At 63.1% G+C, this 16,282-nt stretch carries 15 protein-coding genes; 4 read left to right on the top strand and 11 right to left on the bottom strand.

Going from position 1 to position 16,282, the window contains the following annotated elements; all coding sequences use genetic code 11:
- From NKJ94_RS24990 to recA, 3 genes are all read right to left on the bottom strand, one after another.
- The coding region (locus tag NKJ94_RS24990) for a PhzF family phenazine biosynthesis protein (protein ID WP_352528803.1) at nt 1-942 on the bottom strand (942 nt) is incomplete at its 3' end.
- A 59-nt stretch (nt 943-1,001) separates the two neighbouring features.
- Entirely contained in the window at nt 1,002-3,668 is a 2,667-nt protein-coding gene (gene alaS, locus NKJ94_RS24985) for an alanine--tRNA ligase (RefSeq protein WP_352528810.1), read from the bottom strand.
- A 262-nt stretch (nt 3,669-3,930) separates the two neighbouring features.
- The gene (recA, locus tag NKJ94_RS24980; protein WP_352528801.1) at nt 3,931-5,028 is read right to left on the bottom strand and encodes a recombinase RecA; all 1,098 of its coding nucleotides are present in this window, start codon (nt 5,026-5,028) and stop codon (nt 3,931-3,933) included.
- A gap of 277 nt (nt 5,029-5,305) precedes the next feature.
- Between recA and NKJ94_RS24975 the strand changes: the two genes are divergently transcribed.
- Nucleotides 5,306-6,253 (top strand): carbohydrate kinase family protein, encoded by a 948-nt coding sequence (locus NKJ94_RS24975; RefSeq protein WP_352528799.1) that lies wholly within the window; start codon nt 5,306-5,308, stop codon nt 6,251-6,253.
- A 44-nt stretch (nt 6,254-6,297) separates the two neighbouring features.
- On the opposite strand, the gene NKJ94_RS24970 is transcribed toward NKJ94_RS24975, so the two are convergent.
- A complete protein-coding gene (locus NKJ94_RS24970; protein ID WP_352528797.1) occupies nt 6,298-6,621 on the bottom strand; it encodes a TfoX/Sxy family protein in 324 nt (107 codons plus the stop codon).
- A 90-nt stretch (nt 6,622-6,711) separates the two neighbouring features.
- Between NKJ94_RS24970 and NKJ94_RS24965 the strand changes: the two genes are divergently transcribed.
- Nucleotides 6,712-7,209, top strand: coding sequence for a GFA family protein (locus NKJ94_RS24965; RefSeq protein WP_352528795.1), 498 nt, complete (start codon nt 6,712-6,714; stop codon nt 7,207-7,209).
- Nucleotides 7,210-7,371: 162 nt separating this feature from the next.
- Here the strand turns inward: NKJ94_RS24965 and sufA are convergent, their stop codons facing one another.
- The 7 genes from sufA to NKJ94_RS24930 form a co-directional block, all read right to left on the bottom strand.
- On the bottom strand, nt 7,372-7,752 hold the full coding sequence (gene sufA / locus NKJ94_RS24960; RefSeq protein WP_006206001.1) for a Fe-S cluster assembly scaffold SufA: 381 nt from the start codon (nt 7,750-7,752) through the stop codon (nt 7,372-7,374).
- Nucleotides 7,753-7,862: 110 nt separating this feature from the next.
- A complete protein-coding gene (locus NKJ94_RS24955; protein WP_352474719.1) occupies nt 7,863-8,255 on the bottom strand; it encodes an SUF system Fe-S cluster assembly protein in 393 nt (130 codons plus the stop codon).
- Between the two features lie 5 nt (nt 8,256-8,260).
- Nucleotides 8,261-9,502 carry a cysteine desulfurase gene (locus NKJ94_RS24950; protein ID WP_352528793.1) on the bottom strand — a complete coding sequence of 414 codons (1,242 nt, stop codon included), beginning with the start codon at nt 9,500-9,502 and terminating at the stop codon, nt 8,261-8,263.
- Between the two features lie 169 nt (nt 9,503-9,671).
- On the bottom strand, nt 9,672-10,940 hold the full coding sequence (gene sufD, locus NKJ94_RS24945) for a Fe-S cluster assembly protein SufD (RefSeq protein ID WP_352528791.1): 1,269 nt from the start codon (nt 10,938-10,940) through the stop codon (nt 9,672-9,674).
- A 25-nt stretch (nt 10,941-10,965) separates the two neighbouring features.
- Nucleotides 10,966-11,721, bottom strand: coding sequence for a Fe-S cluster assembly ATPase SufC (sufC, locus tag NKJ94_RS24940; RefSeq protein ID WP_352528789.1), 756 nt, complete (start codon nt 11,719-11,721; stop codon nt 10,966-10,968).
- 29 nt (nt 11,722-11,750) lie between these two features.
- The gene (gene sufB, locus NKJ94_RS24935) at nt 11,751-13,268 is read right to left on the bottom strand and encodes a Fe-S cluster assembly protein SufB (protein WP_352528787.1); all 1,518 of its coding nucleotides are present in this window, start codon (nt 13,266-13,268) and stop codon (nt 11,751-11,753) included.
- A 188-nt stretch (nt 13,269-13,456) separates the two neighbouring features.
- The gene (locus tag NKJ94_RS24930; protein ID WP_352528784.1) at nt 13,457-14,635 is read right to left on the bottom strand and encodes a cysteine desulfurase family protein; all 1,179 of its coding nucleotides are present in this window, start codon (nt 14,633-14,635) and stop codon (nt 13,457-13,459) included.
- 255 nt (nt 14,636-14,890) lie between these two features.
- On the opposite strand from NKJ94_RS24930, the gene NKJ94_RS24925 reads away from it, so the two are divergent.
- Complete coding sequence (locus NKJ94_RS24925; protein WP_023717356.1) at nt 14,891-15,565, top strand: alpha/beta hydrolase; 675 nt, start codon at nt 14,891-14,893, stop codon at nt 15,563-15,565.
- Between the two features lie 12 nt (nt 15,566-15,577).
- Entirely contained in the window at nt 15,578-16,246 is a 669-nt protein-coding gene (locus tag NKJ94_RS24920) for an FMN-binding negative transcriptional regulator (protein WP_352528782.1), read from the top strand.
- Nucleotides 16,247-16,282: the final 36 nt, after the last annotated feature.

Raw genomic sequence — 16,282 nt, 5'->3', positions numbered from 1 at the left:
GGCGCGGGGGCGCGCCGCACCCTCCACGGAGAGCACAAATCGCCCCCCCTCCGCGACCTTCTTTTGGTCCCGCCGGCCCCCCCCCCCGCCCGCTCCGCGGCCACCTCTCCCCCACTTCGTGGGGGCGACGAACCCGAGCCAGGCCGCTCGTTCGGGAAGGTAGATTTCCGCCTTCATGAAGGTCTTCGCACGACCTGTGATCAGCACACGATCTCCGGCCAGCTCGCATAGCAAGTGCCCGCCGCGTTGCGAGCATTGGAATGCCGACAGATGCGCCTTGCCGAGCTTTTCAGCCCAGTACGGCACCAATGTCGCATGAATGGAGCCAGTCACCGGGTCCTCGGGAATGCCAGCTCCGGGCACGAAATAACGCGAAACGAAATCATGGGCCTGCCCAGGCGCCGTAATGACCAGGCCGAGAGGATGAAAACCTCCGATCCTGAGCAGATCGGGAACGAAAGATCGTATGGATGTCTCGTCGGCTAGCTCGACAAACAGGTTCTCGAAATTGCGGAAGCCCGCAACCGGCTGCAGAGGAAATATCTGTTGCAGCGCCGGCAGCAACTCATCCCCGACGGGCTGCGGCGGAAAACACGGTAGATCGAGCTGATAGGCTCCTTCCCGCCGGGAAACCCGCAACTCGCCTACGCGGGTGGCGAAGGCAATTTCGCCCTCAACATTGTGTTCCGCAGCCAGCACGTGGGCGGCCGCAATAGTGGCATGGCCACAGAAGTCGACTTCATGCACCGGCGCGAACCAGCGCAAATCCCAACCTTTGCCATTCGGCTGCACAAACGCGGTTTCGGCCAGATTGTTCTCGTTGGCGATGGCCTGCATTACATCGTCCGACAGCCAGTTCTCCAGAACGAGAACGGCAGCAGGGTTGCCCTGGAAGGCCCGTTCGGCAAAGGCGTCGACCTGATACATCGTCAGCGTCGGCATATCAGGCCCTCAAAGATATCCGCTGGGCGGCGCGCCGTTTCGGCCGCCCCGGTGCAGGTTCACGCCGCTTCGTTGATCGCCGCTTTCACCGCAGCGATCGCATCGCCGGCCTTGGAGGCGTCGGGACCGCCTGCCTGGGCCATGTCGGGGCGGCCGCCGCCGCCCTGCCCGCCCAAGGCCGCGGACGCGACGCGCACCAGATCGACGGCGCTGAAGCGGCCGGTCAGATCATCGGTGACGGCGACGACGACGCTTGCCTTGTTGTCCTCGCCGGCGCCGACGAAGACGACGACACCGGAGACGAGCGACTTCTTGCCGGCATCCGCCAGCGGCTTCAGATCCTTCGGCGCGACGCCGGAGACCGCCTTACCGAGGAAGCCGACACCGGCGACGGTCTCGTTCTCAGCAGGCGCGCCGGCCGCGGCGCCGCCCAGCGCCAGCTTCTTGCGCGCTTCGGTCAGTTCCTTTTCGAGCTTCTTGCGCTCGTCGAGCAGCGCCTCGACGCGGGCCGGCACGTCGGCCGGCGAAATCTTCAGCGCGGCGGCGGCCGCCTTCAGCCGCTTGTCCTGTTCGTCGAGATGCTTTCTGGCCGCTTCGCCGGTCAACGCCTCGATGCGGCGCACGCCGGCGGCGACCGCGCCGTCCGAGACGATGCGCACCAGACCGATATCGCCGGTCGCCCTGACATGGGTGCCGCCGCAGAGCTCGACCGAATAGGGCCGGTTGGCCTTGGCGCCATGCAGGCCCGTGCCCATCGAAACGACGCGCACTTCATCGCCATACTTCTCGCCAAACAGTGCCATGGCGCCTTCGGCAATGGCGTCGTCGACAGACATCAGGCGCGTGGTTACAGGGCTGTTCTGAACGACGATCTCGTTCGCCATGCGCTCGACCTCTTCGAGCTCGTCAGGTAAGATTGGCTTGTTATGTGAAATGTCAAAGCGGAGGCGCTCGGGCGCGACCAGTGAGCCCTTCTGCGCCACATGGGTACCCAGCACCTCGCGCAGCGCTTCATGGATCAGATGCGTCGCGGAATGGTTTGCGCGCAGCCTGGAGCGGCGCGCGTGGTCCACCTTCAGCTCGACGGTTGCGCCCGTCTTGACCGTGCCGCTGACCACCTTGCCGACATGGACGAAAAGCCCATCGGCCTTTTTCTGGGTGTCGGAGATCTCGATCGAGAACCCTTCGCCTGAAATGACGCCGGTATCGCCCATCTGTCCACCGGACTCGCCATAGAACGGCGTCTGGTTGACAACCACAGCAACAGCGTCGCCCTTGCCGGCGCTATCGACGGTCTTGCCGTCCCTGACCAGCTCCTGGATGAGGCCTTCCGCCTGCTCGGTCTCGTAGCCCAGGAATTCGGTGGCGCCGGTCTTCTCACGCACCGCGAACCACACCGTCTCGGTCGCTGCCTCGCCGGAACCAGCCCAGCTTTTGCGCGCCTCCGCCTTCTGCCGCTCCATCGCATCCGTGAAGCCGGCAAGATTGACCGAGATGTTGCGCTGGCGCAGCGCGTCCTGCGTCAGGTCGAGCGGAAAGCCATAGGTGTCGTAGAGCTTGAAGGCTGTCTCGCCATCCAGCATGTCGCCGGCGGCCAGCTTTTCCGTCGCCTCCGAAAGCAAGCCCAAGCCGCGCACCAGCGTTTTGCGGAAACGGGTTTCCTCAAGCTTCAGCGTCTCGGTAATCATCTGTTCGCCGCGCACCAGTTCGGGATAGGCTTGGCCCATCTCGCGCACCAGCGCCGGCACCAGGCGCCACATCAGGGGATCGCGGGCGCCGAGCAACTGCGCATGGCGCATGGCGCGGCGCATGATACGACGAAGCACATAGCCGCGGCCTTCATTGGACGGCAGCACGCCATCGGCCACCAGGAAGCAGGACGAACGCAGGTGGTCGGCAATGACGCGGAACGATCCTACAGTGTCCGCATCCGGATCGCGGCCAAGCGTGGACGACGCAGCGTCGATCAGGTGGCGGAACAGGTCGGTTTCGAAGACGCTTTCAACCCCTTGCAGGATGGAGGCCATGCGCTCCAAGCCCATGCCTGTGTCGATCGACGGACGTGGCAGGTCGATGCGCTCGTCTTTCGTCACCTGTTCATACTGCATGAACACCAGGTTCCAGAATTCAAGGAAACGGTCGCCATCCTCCTCAGGGCTGCCGGGAGGGCCACCCCAGATATGCTCGCCACGGTCGATGAATATCTCCGAGCACGGCCCGCAAGGTCCGGTGTCGCCCATTGCCCAGAAGTTGTCAGAGGTCGGGATGCGGATAATGCGATCGTCGGAAAAGCCGGCGATCTTCTTCCAGTAGGCGGCGGCCTCGTCGTCGGTGTGATAGACGGTGACCAGCAGCTTGTCCTTCTTCAGCCCGAATTCCCTGGTGATCAGGTTCCAGGCAAGCTCTATGGCGCGCTCCTTGAAATAGTCGCCGAAGGAGAAATTGCCGAGCATCTCGAAGAAGGTCAGGTGGCGCGCAGTGTAGCCGACATTGTCAAGGTCGTTGTGCTTGCCCCCGGCGCGAACACTCTTCTGGGCGGTCGTGGCACGCGAATAGGGCCGCTTCTCCAGACCGGTGAAAACGTTCTTGAACTGCACCATGCCGGCGTTGGTGAACATCAGCGTCGGGTCGTTGCGCGGCACCAGCGGGCTCGACGCGACGACCTCGTGACCTTCCTTGCGAAAATAGTCGAGAAATGCCGACCGGATCTCGTTGACGCCACTCATGAATACTGCCTTTTCGAGAGAACCGCCGGCCATCGGCGGAAAATAGACATGGCCTTTTAGCGGTCGCACCGCAGCCTGTCCAGAAACACGAAACGGGCTCAAATCACGGCCTTCACCGGCACTTTGAAATGGCTTCTGCCCCGCCATAAAACGCAAACCGCCGGCACGGGGCCGGCGGTTCGAAACGCATCGATTAAGCAAACTCAGATCAAAACATCAACCGAAACCTGGCTGAAGCTCCGCGGGGCGTCGCTCGCCAAGCCTACATCGCGCCGGCGTCGTCCTCGAAACCGTCGTCGCTGCTTTCGGAGCCGCCGTTCTCAAGGAATTTCTCGGCGATCAGCCCGGCATTCTGCCGCAGCGCCAGCTCGATCTCGCGCGCCGTGTCGGGATTGTCGCGCAGGAACAGTTTTGCGTTTTCGCGGCCCTGGCCGAGACGCTGGGAATTGTAGGAGAACCAGGCGCCCGACTTTTCGACCACGCCGGCCTTGACGCCGAGGTCGACCAGCTCGCCGGTCTTGGACACGCCCTCGCCATACATGATGTCGAACTCGACCACCTTAAAGGGCGGCGCCAGCTTGTTCTTGACGACCTTGACGCGGGTCTGGTTGCCGACGACCTCGTCGCGATCCTTGACCGAGCCGATGCGGCGAATGTCGAGGCGGACCGAGGCATAGAATTTCAGCGCGTTGCCGCCGGTCGTCGTCTCGGGCGAACCGAACATGACGCCGATCTTCATGCGGATCTGGTTGATGAAGATGACCATGGTGTTGGAGCGCGAGATCGAGGCGGTGAGCTTGCGCAGTGCCTGACTCATCAGGCGGGCCTGCAGGCCGGGCAGCGAATCGCCCATCTCGCCTTCGATTTCGGCGCGCGGCGTCAGCGCCGCCACCGAATCGACGACCAGCACGTCGATGGCGCCGGAGCGCACCAGCGTGTCGCAGATCTCAAGCGCCTGCTCACCGGTATCGGGCTGCGAGATCAACAGGTTTTCGAGATCGACGCCGAGCTTGCGGGCATAGACCGGGTCGAGCGCGTGCTCGGCATCGACGAAGGCGCAGATGCCGCCCTTCTTCTGGGCTTCGGCCACCGTGTGCAGCGCCAGCGTCGTCTTGCCCGAGCTTTCCGGCCCGTAGATCTCGACGATGCGGCCGCGCGGCAGGCCGCCGACGCCAAGCGCGATGTCGAGGCCAAGCGAGCCGGTCGGCACCGTTTCGATCTCGACGACCTGCTCGTTTGCGCCGAGCCGCATGATCGAGCCCTTGCCGAAGGCACGCTCGATTTGCGACAGCGCCGCATCCAGAGCCTTTGATTTGTCCACCGCTTTGTCCTCTACAAGCCGCAAAGTATTCTGAGCCATGATACATCACCCCGTGGTCGTCAATGAAGGCCGGACAATCCCGTAATCCTTGTTAGAATGTACCTTATTTGTTCTCGTTTGTCAACGGACGGCAAGCACCTGAAAAACAAACGATATCGCGATTTGTTCTATTTTTGTTTCGCGCTTTCGGCGGGAGACATACCCTGCATCCTATGCGGGGCCGTTACTGCCATGTTGCGAATCGCGCCTGTGATTGCGGGCTTCCGCAGGGCAACCTAGTCTCCTCCCGGGCAACAGCAAAGGTCATTTTGCCGGCATGATGAAATCCTCGACGATCCTGGCCGTGGGCGGCGCCTATATCGAGCGGCGCGGCCGGCTTGTCGGCGCCTTCGTGCCGGCCGCGTCGAACCCCGGCACGATGCGCGAGCATGTCGGCGGCGCCGTCTTCAACGCCTTGCGCTGTGCGGTGCGGCGCGGCGTCTCGGCCTCGCTGCTTTCGGTGCGCGGCGGCGATGCCCAAGGCGACACGGTTTTACGCGCCATCACCGAGGCCGGCATTGCCGATCTGTCGGCGGTGTTCCTCGATCGCGCGACGCCGAGCCATACGGCGTTGGTCGATAGCGACGGTGGGCTGATCGCCGGCCTTGCCGACATGGTGCTCTACGAACTGGCGCTTCCCAAGCAGATCCGCCGCGCCAAGGTGCGTGAGGCGATCGGCACCGCCGACGCGGTGCTGTGCGACGCCAACCTGCCGTCGACCGCGTTGGAGCGGCTGGCGGCGCTCGCTGCCGGCAAGCCGGTCTTTGCGCTTGCGGTCTCGTCCAGCAGAGCGGCGCGGCTGACGCCGGTGCTTGACCTTCTGGCGCTGACCTTCATGAACCGGCAAGAGGCCGGCGTGCTCGCCGGCGTGGACATAGATGCCGACGGGCGCGGCATCGTCGACGGGCTGAGACATGCAGGCTTGAAAGGCGGCGTGGTGACCGCCGGCGGCGGACCGGTGCTCGGTTTCGACGAAGCCGGCGCTTTTTCGATCTCGCCGCCGCTGCCACAAAAGCGGGCCGACGTGACCGGCGCCGGCGACGTGCTGGCGGGCGCGACGATCGCCGCCCTGCTGCGCGGCTTGACGCTGCGCGCGGCGCTGCGTGAAGGCGTCGCCGCGGCGATGCTCGCCGTCGTCGAGAGCGCCGATACGGCTGCGGCGTTCAGCGGCACCGGCTTTGCCGAGGCACTGGCGCTGGTGCCCGAGGCGCGCGAACTGGCGTGAAGTGCGCCCTGGATTGCCGGCGGCAGCTAGCGGACCGGCGCAGCCTACTTGCCGGCGCGCCGTCCCGCCTCATAGGCCCGGCGCGCCCAGATCGCCATCTCATCGGGATCGTCGAAAGCGCTTTCTGGAACGCTCCAATAGGGCATCGATACGAGCTTGCCATGGCGCGAGCCGGTATAGGTCCATTGCCGGCAACCGGCCGCTTCGAAATCCGGGGCGCTTTCGGCGTCGGCCTTCAGCATCAATTCGCCGCGGATGACGATGGCGACGATGACGCCGTCGAAGTAGATGCCTTTACCGCCGAACAGCTTGCGGATGCTGACCGGCCCGAGGCCTTCGAAAAGCTCTTCTATGCGCTCGTTGTCCATGCGGCGATCATGTCATCGGGATTTCCCCTTGTCATCGCCGCAACCGGCACCATCCTGACAAGTTCAGAATCAATTTCGTCGGAGTTTTTCATGCCGCTTCTGCTCAAGGGATCCTGCCGGTGCAATGCCGTGCGTTTCGAGGTGGAGAGCCACACGCCGGTGCCGTTCATGCTGTGCTACTGCTCGATCTGCCGCAAGCAGCAGGGCGGCGGCGGTTTTGCCATCAATCTCGGCGCCGATTACGAGACGCTGAAAATCGAGGGCAAGCGCCATCTCGGCGTCTACCGGGCTGAGATCGAGGACGACGAGCACCCGCAACGCGAGATCTCGTCAGGCCAGCGGAATTTCTGCAGGAAATGCGGGGCAGCACTCTGGCTCTACGACCCGACCTGGCCGGAGCTGGTGCACCCCTTCGCCTCGGCGATCGACACAGACCTGCCAAAGCCGCCGGAGAAGGTTCATCTGATGCTGAAATACAAGGCGAACTGGGTCGAGCCCGATATCGGCAAGGGCGACAAGGTCTTCGACGTCTATCCCGAGGAATCAATCGCCGACTGGCACAAGAGGACGGGGATGTGGGTGGATTAGGGTTCTTCGGCAGTCCCCCTCATCCGGCCCTTGGGCCACCTTCTCCCCGGAGGGGAGAAGAGACTGGCTCGACCGACCTCTTCTCCCCTCCGGGGAGAAGGTGGCCGCGAAGCGGCCGGATGAGGGGGTCTCGCGAAAGCCTACTTAAAGAAAAGAAAATTCTCAGGCTGAAGCGCGCGCCTCGGCCAGTGCCTTCAAATCAGCCGGCTTCAATTCGACCGATTCACCGCAGCCGCAGGCCGAGCTCTGGTTCGGGTTGCGGAAGGTGAAGCCGGTGCGCAGTGTCGTCTGCTCGAAATCCATCTCGGTGCCGAACAGGAAAAGTGCCGCCTCCGGCGCGACATAGACATGCGCGCCGTCGCGCTCGATATGGTCGTCCTTGGTGTTGGGCTCGGTCACCAGATCGACCGTATATTCCATACCAGCACAGCCGCCCTTCTTGATGCCCAGGCGAATGCCATGTGCATTCTCACGGGTCGCGACGATCTCGCGAACCCGGTCGGCGGCCTTTTCGGTCATGGTGATGACGGCGAAGCGTCCCATCTTTTTCTTTCTCCATTCCTTGCAGGTTCAAGGCCTGCCGAATGATTCTCACCTAAAATGGTGAAGTTTCCTGCCCGGCGCAAGTCCGCCGATCTTTGTCCGGTCGGATGCTAATACCACCCAACCGCCACCTGCGCCTCTTCCGACATGCGGTCCGGCGACCAGGGTGGGTCGAAGGTCATGTTGACCTCGACGCCGGAGACGCCTTCGACGGCGCCGACGGCGTTTTCCACCCAGCCAGGCATTTCGCCAGCCACCGGGCAGCCCGGCGCGGTCAGCGTCATGTCGATCTTGACCGAGCGGTCGTCCTCGATGTCGATCTTGTAGACGAGGCCGAGCTCGTAGATGTCGGCCGGGATTTCCGGGTCATAGACCGTTTTCAGCGCCGAGACGATGTCGTCGGTCAGCCGCGCCAATTCGTCGGCGGGGATTGTCGATCCGGAAACCGCCGCATTGGTCGTCGCTTCCGAATTTGTCTCGGCGGTGTGGCTGGCATCGTCCATGATCGTCACCCGAAGAACTTTCGCGCTTTTTCCAGCGCATCGGCCAAAGCATCGACTTCGGCCCTGGTATTATACATGCCGAACGATGCCCTGCATGTGGATGTTACGCCGAAGCGTTTCAACAGCGGCTGGGCGCAATGGGTGCCGGCGCGGACCGCCACTCCCTGCCGGTCGATGACCATCGACACGTCATGGGCATGGATGCCCTGCAGCTCGAAGGAAATGATAGCGCCCTTGCCGGGGGCATCGCCGAAGATGCGCAGCGAGTTGATGGCGCGCAGCCGCTGATGCGCATAGTCCTTCAAATCGGCCTCGTGCGCGGCGATGCGCTCGCGGCCGATCTTTTCCATATATTCCAGCGCTGCACCAAGCCCGATCGCCTGCACGATCGGCGGCGTGCCGGCCTCGAAGCGGTGTGGCGGATCGTTGTAGGTGACGATGTCTTGCGTCACCTCCTCGATCATCTCGCCGCCACCCATGAACGGGCGCATGCGCTCCAGAATGTCCTTCTTGCCGTAGAGCACGCCGATGCCCGATGGGCCATAGACCTTGTGGCCGGTGAAGACGAAGAAATCGCAGTCGAGATCCTGCACGTCGATCGGCATATGCACGGCGCTCTGGCTGCCGTCGACCAGCACCGGTATGCCGCGCGCATGGGCGATGCGCACGATCTCCTTGATTGGAGTCACCGTGCCGAGTGCATTCGACATGTGGGTGATGGCGACGAGCTTGGTGCGGTCGGTCAGCCGCTTCTCGAACTCCTCGATGTGGAAGACGCCGAGATCGTCGACCGGCACCCAGACCAGCTTGGCGCCCTGCCGCTCGCGGATGAAATGCCAGGGCACGATGTTGGAATGATGCTCCATGATCGACAGGACGATTTCATCGCCCTCGCCGATGTTCGGCATGCCGAAACCGTAGGCGACGGTGTTGATCGCCGCCGTGGTGTTCGAGGTGAAGACGATGTTGTCGGTATCAGGCGCGTTGAGGAAACGGCGCACCGTCTCGCGCGCCTTTTCATACGCGTCGGTTGCCGCATTCGACAGGAAATGCAGGCCACGGTGGACATTGGCGTATTCCTGGGAATAGGCGTGCTGAATGGCGTCGAGCACCGCCTGCGGCTTCTGCGCCGAGGCGCCATTGTCGAGATAAACGAGAGGTTTGCCGTAGACTTGCCGCGACAGGATCGGGAAGTCGCGGCGGATCGCCTCGACGTCATAGGGGATGTTTTCGACTTTCTGGTCCACAGCAATCAACCTTCCAATGTGGCTCCCCCTCACCCGACCTCCGCTTCGCTACGGCCACCCTCTCCCCGCTGGGGAGAGGAGATCGCCAGCGTCGCCGCCTGTCTCTTCTCCCCTTGGGAAGAAGGTGGCCGCGAAGCGGCCGGATGAGGGGGCCTCGCCCTATGCCGCTCTACCCGTGCGCCACGAACCAGTTGTCGAGCCTCGCCTCCAGCGCCTCGACGATGGCTTCGTCGTCCAGTTCCTCGATCACTTCGGCGACGAAGGCCTTGACCAGCAGGCCACGCGCCGTCTTCTCGTCGATGCCGCGCGCCATCAGGTAGAACAGATGGCTGTGGTCGATCTCGGTGACGGTCGCGCCATGGCCGCAGACGACGTCGTCGGCAAAGATTTCCAGCTCGGGCTTGGTCGAGAACTCGCCGTCATCCGACAGAAGCAGCGTATTGCAGGCCATCTTGGCGTTGGTCTTCTGCGCATATTGATGGACGTTGATGCGGCCCTGGAAGGCGCCGCGCGCCTTGCCGGTCACTACGTTGCGGATCACTTCCGTCGAGGCGGTGTGCGGTACGGCGTGGTCGAGCACCATGGTGACGTCGGTATGGGTGTCGCCGGCCAACAGGTTGATGCCGCGCAAGGTGAATTCGGCGCCTTCGCCGGTCGTCTTCACAACGACTTCCTGGCGCACAAGCTTGCCGCCGGCATTCATGACGAACAGCGTCAGCTTCGAATTCTTGCCGAGATGCGCCTTGAACTGGGCAAGGTGCGTTGCCGTATCCGGCTGCTCCTGCACGATCAGCCAGGTCACTTCGGCGCCCTCGTCAAGCAGAAGCTGGCTGACCGAACTGACCAGCGCCGCCCCCTCGCCAGCCTGGCGCTCGACGATAACAGCCTTGGCGCCGGTGCCGACGCGGACGTCCAGGCGCACATGCGTCTGTCCACCGGCCTGCAAATTCTGCAATTCGAGCGGCTTATCCAGTTGGGCACCGTCGGCGATGTCGACGAAATAGCCGTCGGCAACAAAGGCGGTGTTGAGCGCGCCGATGGCGTCGTCGCTGCCATAAGAATCGAGCCCAGGTGCTGCGCTGCCGTCGGTCAGCTTTTCCGACAGGCGCTGCACGGCAACGCCATCGATGCTAGCGAGCTTCGCGCTCGAAACGCCGTTCAGCACCGGCAAAACGCTGGAGCCTTCGACGATCGGCGCAATGGCTTTCGCGACCGCTGCCGGATCGAAGTCCGGCACCGAAGTCAGCAGACGACGCAGGTCCGTATAATGCCAGGATTCGATGCGCCGCGTCGGCAGGCCGCTCTTGATCGCCTCGATGGCGTCGTCGCGCTTCAGCATCACCGCGCCGTCGCCCGGCAGCAGCGACAGCCGCTCGCCGAAGGCGTCGATCAGCGCCGTTTCGGCTAATGTTCGCTGGGGTGTCGTGTGCATATTCATCAGTTTCGTCCTGCCTTCCGGCATCTCACGCGGCTTGCCCGATCACGCCGGCATAGCCATTGGCCTCGAGATCGAGCGCCAGCGACTTGTCGCCCGACTTGATCACCTGGCCCCTGTAGAGCACGTGCACGGTATCAGGCACGATGTATTGGAGCAGGCGCTGGTAGTGGGTGATGACGACGATGGCGCGGTCCGGCGAGCGCAGCGTGTTGACGCCGTCCGCGACGATCTTCAGCGCATCAATATCGAGACCGGAATCCGTCTCGTCGAGCACGCAGAGCTTTGGCTCCAGCAGCTTCATCTGCAGAATCTCGGCGCGCTTTTTCTCGCCGCCGGAAAAGCCGACATTGAGCGGCCGCTTCAGCATCGCCATGTCCATGTTGAGCGAGGCGGCCGCCTCCTTCACGCGCTTGAGGAATTCCGGGATTTTCAGCGGTTCCTGGCCGCGCGCCTTGCGCTGCTCGTTCATCGCAACTTTCAGGAATTCCATCGTCGCCACGCCCGGTATCTCCATCGGATACTGGAAGGCGAGAAAGATGCCGGCGGTAGCGCGCTCGGCCGGATCCATGTCGAGGATCGACTGGCCGTTATAGAGGATGTCGCCCTCGGTGACCTCATAGTCCTCGCGCCCGGCGAGGATGTAGGACAGCGTCGATTTCCCCGAGCCGTTCGGGCCCATGATGGCGGCGACCTCGCCGGCCCTGACCGTCAGGTTCAGGCCGCGGATGATCTCGGTGCCGTCATCGACGATGCGGGCATGCAGGTTTCTGATTTCAAGCATTCTTCTTTTTCCTGAAAATTCTATTCCGGTCAGCCGACCGAGCCCTCAAGCGATATCCCGATCAGCTTCTGCGCCTCGACCGCGAACTCCATCGGCAGCTGCTGGATGACGTCCTTGACGAAGCCGTTGACGATCAGCGCGATCGCCTCTTCCTCGGGGATGCCGCGCTGCATGACGTAGAATTTCTGGTCCTCGGAAATCTTCGACGTCGTCGCTTCGTGCTCGAACTGGGCCGTCGAATTCTTGGCTTCCATGTAGGGCACGGTGTGTGCGCCGCACTGGTCGCCGATCAGCAGCGAGTCGCAATTGGTGAAGTTGCGGGCGTTGGTCGCCTTGCGGTGCGCCGAAACTTGGCCGCGATAGGTGTTCTGCGAAAAGCCGGCGGCAATGCCCTTGGAGATGATGCGGCTCGACGTGTTCTTGCCGAGATGGATCATCTTGGTGCCGCTGTCGACCTGCTGATAACCGTTCGACACCGCGATCGAATAGAACTCGCCGCTGGAATCGTCGCCGCGCAGGATGCAGCTCGGATATTTCCAGGTGATGGCCGAGCCGGTCTCGACCTGCGTCCACGAAATCTTCGAGCGATGGCCGCGGCAGTCGCCGCGCTTGGTGACGAAATTGTAGATGCCGCCCTTGCCTTCGGCGTCGCCGGGATACCAGTTCTGCACCGTCGAATATTTGATCTCGGCATCGTCGAGCGCGACCAGCTCGACCACCGCGGCGTGAAGCTGGTTCTCGTCGCGCTGCGGCGCCGTACAACCTTCGAGATAGGAGACGTAAGCACCCTCCTCGGCGATGATCAGCGTGCGCTCGAACTGGCCGGTGTTCTTCTCGTTCATGCGGAAATAGGTCGACAGTTCCATCGGGCAGCGCACGCCCTTGGGCACGAAGACGAAGGAGCCGTCGGTGAACACGGCCGAATTCAGCGTCGCGTAGAAATTGTCGGAGGTCGGCACGACCGAGCCGAGATATTTCTTCACCAGCTCCGGATGCTCGCGGATCGCTTCCGAGATCGAGCAAAAGATGACGCCGGCCTGCGCCAGCTCCTTCTTGAAGGTGGTGACGACGGAGACGGAATCGAACACCGCATCGACGGCGACGCGGCCTGACTTGTAGACGTTGTCGCTGGCTTCCTCGAGCTCCGACGCATCGGTCTTCTGCACGCCGGCAAGGATTTCCTGTTCCCTGAGCGGAATGCCGAGCTTCTCGTAGACCTTCAGCAGTTCGGGATCGACCTCGCTGAGCGAAGTCGGCCCCGGCGTGCTCTTGGGCGCGGCGTAATAGTAGAGATCCTGGAAATCGATTTTGGGATAATGGACGCGCGCCCATTTCGGCTCATCCAGCGTCAGCCAGCGGCGATAGGCTTCCAGGCGCCATTCCAGCATCCAGGACGGCTCGTCCTTCTTCGCCGAAATGAAGCGGATAATGTCTTCGCTCAGGCCCTTGGGGGCCTTGTCCATCGCGATTTCGGTCTGGAATCCGTATTTATACTGGTCGACATCGATCTTTCGAACTCGATCGATCGTCTCCTGCACAGCAGGCATCAGCGTTCTCCATCCACGCCGGGGTCAAGGCCCGGCAGTTTTCAAACTATGGCACCGCAAACGTGCACCCATCAGGCACCCGAGGCGGCGTAAGTTTCATATAGTGCGTTCATGCCGGAAATTCACCCGGCCAAATGCGAACGCACGGCTCTACCAGGCCGCAAGGCCCTACATTTCGTCTGCCGCGCTCAGGCGGCTCGTTCCCTGCTTGCCTTTTCCTTACCGGCTTGCCGCGCGACGATCGTCGCCAGCGCCGCGCGAAACAGCTCGATATCTTCGGCGCTGGTCGCGTGGCCGATGGACACGCGCAACGCGCCAAGGCTGTCACCATAACCCATGGCTTTCAGCACATGGCTCGGGCCGACCTTGCCCGACGAACAGGCCGATCCGGCCGACAGCGCCACGCCGGCCAGGTCGAAGGCGATCTGCGCCGTCTCGGCCTTGATGCCGGCAATAGCGAAGAACGTGGTGTTGGCAAGCCTTGCAGCGCTGGTCCCGAAGATTTCGGCATCCGGCACCAGCGTTTTCACGATCGCCTCAATTTCCTCGCGACGCTGCCGCACCGCATCGATCGTTTCCAACCCGGCAAGCGCCTCACGCGCCGCCGCGCCAAACCCGGCGATCGCCGCCAGGTTTTCAGTGCCGCCGCGATGGCCCTTTTCCTGGCCGCCGCCGCTGACCAGCGGTTTTGGCATCATCAGGTCCGACGCCGCGACAATGGCGCCGACGCCCTTGGGGCCGCCGATCTTGTGCGAGGACAGAATCAAATAGTCGCCGTAACCCGCCGAGATATCGAGCGGAATGCGGCCCGCCGCCTGCACCGCATCGACAACCAGGACGCCGCCCGCCGCCTTGACGATTTCGGCGATGCGGCCGACTGGCTGGATCACGCCGGTTTCATTGTTGGCGGCGTGGATCGCCACCAGCGGCAAGCCTTCGGCCTTGTCATGTGCGGCGAGCGCTGCCGCCAAGGCGTCGAGCCTGACGATGCCGTCGGCGTCGACGCCGATCCGCGCCAGCTGCGCCGCCGGGAAGCCCCCGCCATTCAGCAGGCAAGGATGATCGGCCTCGGACACATAGAGCCGGCTCATGCGGACGGCACCGCGCCCCATCCGCCAGTCCGGCGTCAGCAGCGTCGAGGCAGCTTCCGTCGCGCCGGAGGTGAATACGACATGCTCGGCCCTGGCGTTGACCAGTCGCGCCACGACGCGCCTGGCATCCTCGATCAGCCGCCGCGCGGCGCGGCCCTCGGCATGGACCGAGGACGGGTTGGCGGCGACGTCGAGCGCAGCGACCACCGCCGCGCGCGCCGAGGCAAGCAGCGGCGCGCTGGCGTTGTAGTCGAGATAGGCGCGTGCTCCGGCCATTTCCGTCCAACTGGTCCCTTCAAAAGCTGTTCCGCGAAGATAGCGCGTTATTTCCTTGAAATTGCAAGGCAAGACGTCCTATTTACGCGGCTTGCGGCGCGGGTGGCCGAGCCACAATTTTTGGCCGCCCAGTTTTGAACAATTCTAAACTAGCTTCTAGAAAGACGCTCGCCCTGCGTCAAGGCCTAGGGAAGAGTGGGGCCAGAGGAAGAGTTGTTCCGGGCGCCGCGCAATTTATGCCAAGTGGAGTATTTCATGCCTGAGGTCATTTTCACCGGTCCGGCCGGCCGTCTGGAGGGTCGCTATCAGCCCTCGAAGGAAAAGAGCGCGCCGATTGCCATCGTCCTGCACCCGCACCCCCAGTTCGGCGGCACGATGAACAACAAGATCGTCTACGACCTCTTCTACATGTTCCAGAAGCGCAATTTCACCACGCTGCGCTTCAATTTTCGCGGTATCGGCCGCAGTCAGGGCGAATTCGACCACGGCACCGGCGAGTTGTCTGACGCCGCCGCGGCGCTCGACTGGGTGCAGTCGCTGCATCCAGATTCCAAGAGCTGCTGGGTCGCCGGCTATTCGTTCGGCTCGTGGATCGGCATGCAGCTCTTGATGCGCCGGCCCGAGATCGAAGGCTTCATCTCGATCGCGCCGCAGCCCAATACCTATGATTTCTCGTTCCTGGCGCCATGCCCGTCGTCCGGCCTGATCATCCATGGCGACGCCGACAAGGTCGCGCCGCCCAAGGACGTACAGGGCCTGGTCGACAAACTGCACACGCAAAAGGGCATCACCATCACCCAGAAGACCTTGCCCGGCGCCAACCATTTCTTTGCCAACCATGCCGAGCTTCTGATCGAGGAATGCGCGGACTATCTCGATCGCCGGCTGGCCGGGGAACTGTCCGACCCACGGCCGAAGCGGCTGAGATAATCGGGAACGACGATGTACCAGCCGCCTCATTTCCAGGAAACCCGGCAGGACGTCCTGCACGGGCTGATCCGGGCGCATCCGCTTGGCCTGCTGGTCTCGAATGGTGCCGAGGGGCCGGTCGCCAACGCAATTCCCTTCCTGCTCGACGCCCCCTCCCTGCTCAACGAGGAAGTGCCGCCGAACGGCAGGCTACGCGCCCATCTAGCCAGGGCCAATCCGCAATGGCGGCTTTTGGCCGACAATCCCCTGTCGCCCGTGCTGGTCGTCTTCCAGGGCGCGGACGCCTATGTGACGCCGTCCTGGTACAAGACCAAGCGCGAAACCGGCAAGGTGGTACCGACCTGGAACTACGCCATCGTCCAGGTGCGCGGCATCGTTACGGTGGTCGAGGACCAGGATTGGCTGGCTGAGCAGATTTCCGATCTGACAATGTCGCAGGAGGGCAATCGCGCGACGCCGTGGGCGGTGACCGACGCGCCAGCACCCTTCATCCAGTCGCAGATCAAGGGCATTGTCGGCCTGGAAATCGAAATCACTGAAATCAGCGGCAAATGGAAGGTCAGCCAGAACCGGCCGGCCGCCGACCGCATCGGTGTCGCCGAGGGGCTCGAGAGCGAGGCTGCCAGTTCGGCCGACATGGTCCGGCTGGTAAGATCCTACGGCGGGCTGGACAGCAAGTAATCTGGATTGCTTGCTCGACCGGTTTAGGGCCGGAAG

Origin of the sequence: Mesorhizobium sp. M0060 (genome assembly GCF_040323155.1) — a bacterium.
Classification (GTDB): domain Bacteria; phylum Pseudomonadota; class Alphaproteobacteria; order Rhizobiales; family Rhizobiaceae; genus Mesorhizobium.
Note: the sequence above shows the minus strand (reverse complement) of the source record. Positions and strands in the feature narration are given on the sequence as shown.

Coding starts and splice junctions, on each gene's coding strand:
- alaS (WP_352528810.1), bottom strand. CDS start 3,668: ATGAGTGGCGTCAACGAGATCCGGTCGGCATTTCTCGACTATTTTCGC.
- recA (WP_352528801.1), bottom strand. CDS start 5,028: ATGGCTCAGAATACTTTGCGGCTTGTAGAGGACAAAGCGGTGGACAAA.
- NKJ94_RS24975 (WP_352528799.1), top strand. CDS start 5,306: ATGATGAAATCCTCGACGATCCTGGCCGTGGGCGGCGCCTATATCGAG.
- NKJ94_RS24970 (WP_352528797.1), bottom strand. CDS start 6,621: ATGGACAACGAGCGCATAGAAGAGCTTTTCGAAGGCCTCGGGCCGGTC.
- NKJ94_RS24965 (WP_352528795.1), top strand. CDS start 6,712: ATGCCGCTTCTGCTCAAGGGATCCTGCCGGTGCAATGCCGTGCGTTTC.
- sufA (WP_006206001.1), bottom strand. CDS start 7,752: ATGGGACGCTTCGCCGTCATCACCATGACCGAAAAGGCCGCCGACCGG.
- NKJ94_RS24955 (WP_352474719.1), bottom strand. CDS start 8,255: ATGGACGATGCCAGCCACACCGCCGAGACAAATTCGGAAGCGACGACC.
- sufD (WP_352528791.1), bottom strand. CDS start 10,940: ATGAATATGCACACGACACCCCAGCGAACATTAGCCGAAACGGCGCTG.
- sufC (WP_352528789.1), bottom strand. CDS start 11,721: ATGCTTGAAATCAGAAACCTGCATGCCCGCATCGTCGATGACGGCACC.
- sufB (WP_352528787.1), bottom strand. CDS start 13,268: ATGCCTGCTGTGCAGGAGACGATCGATCGAGTTCGAAAGATCGATGTC.
- NKJ94_RS24930 (WP_352528784.1), bottom strand. CDS start 14,635: ATGGCCGGAGCACGCGCCTATCTCGACTACAACGCCAGCGCGCCGCTG.
- NKJ94_RS24925 (WP_023717356.1), top strand. CDS start 14,891: ATGCCTGAGGTCATTTTCACCGGTCCGGCCGGCCGTCTGGAGGGTCGC.
- NKJ94_RS24920 (WP_352528782.1), top strand. CDS start 15,578: ATGTACCAGCCGCCTCATTTCCAGGAAACCCGGCAGGACGTCCTGCAC.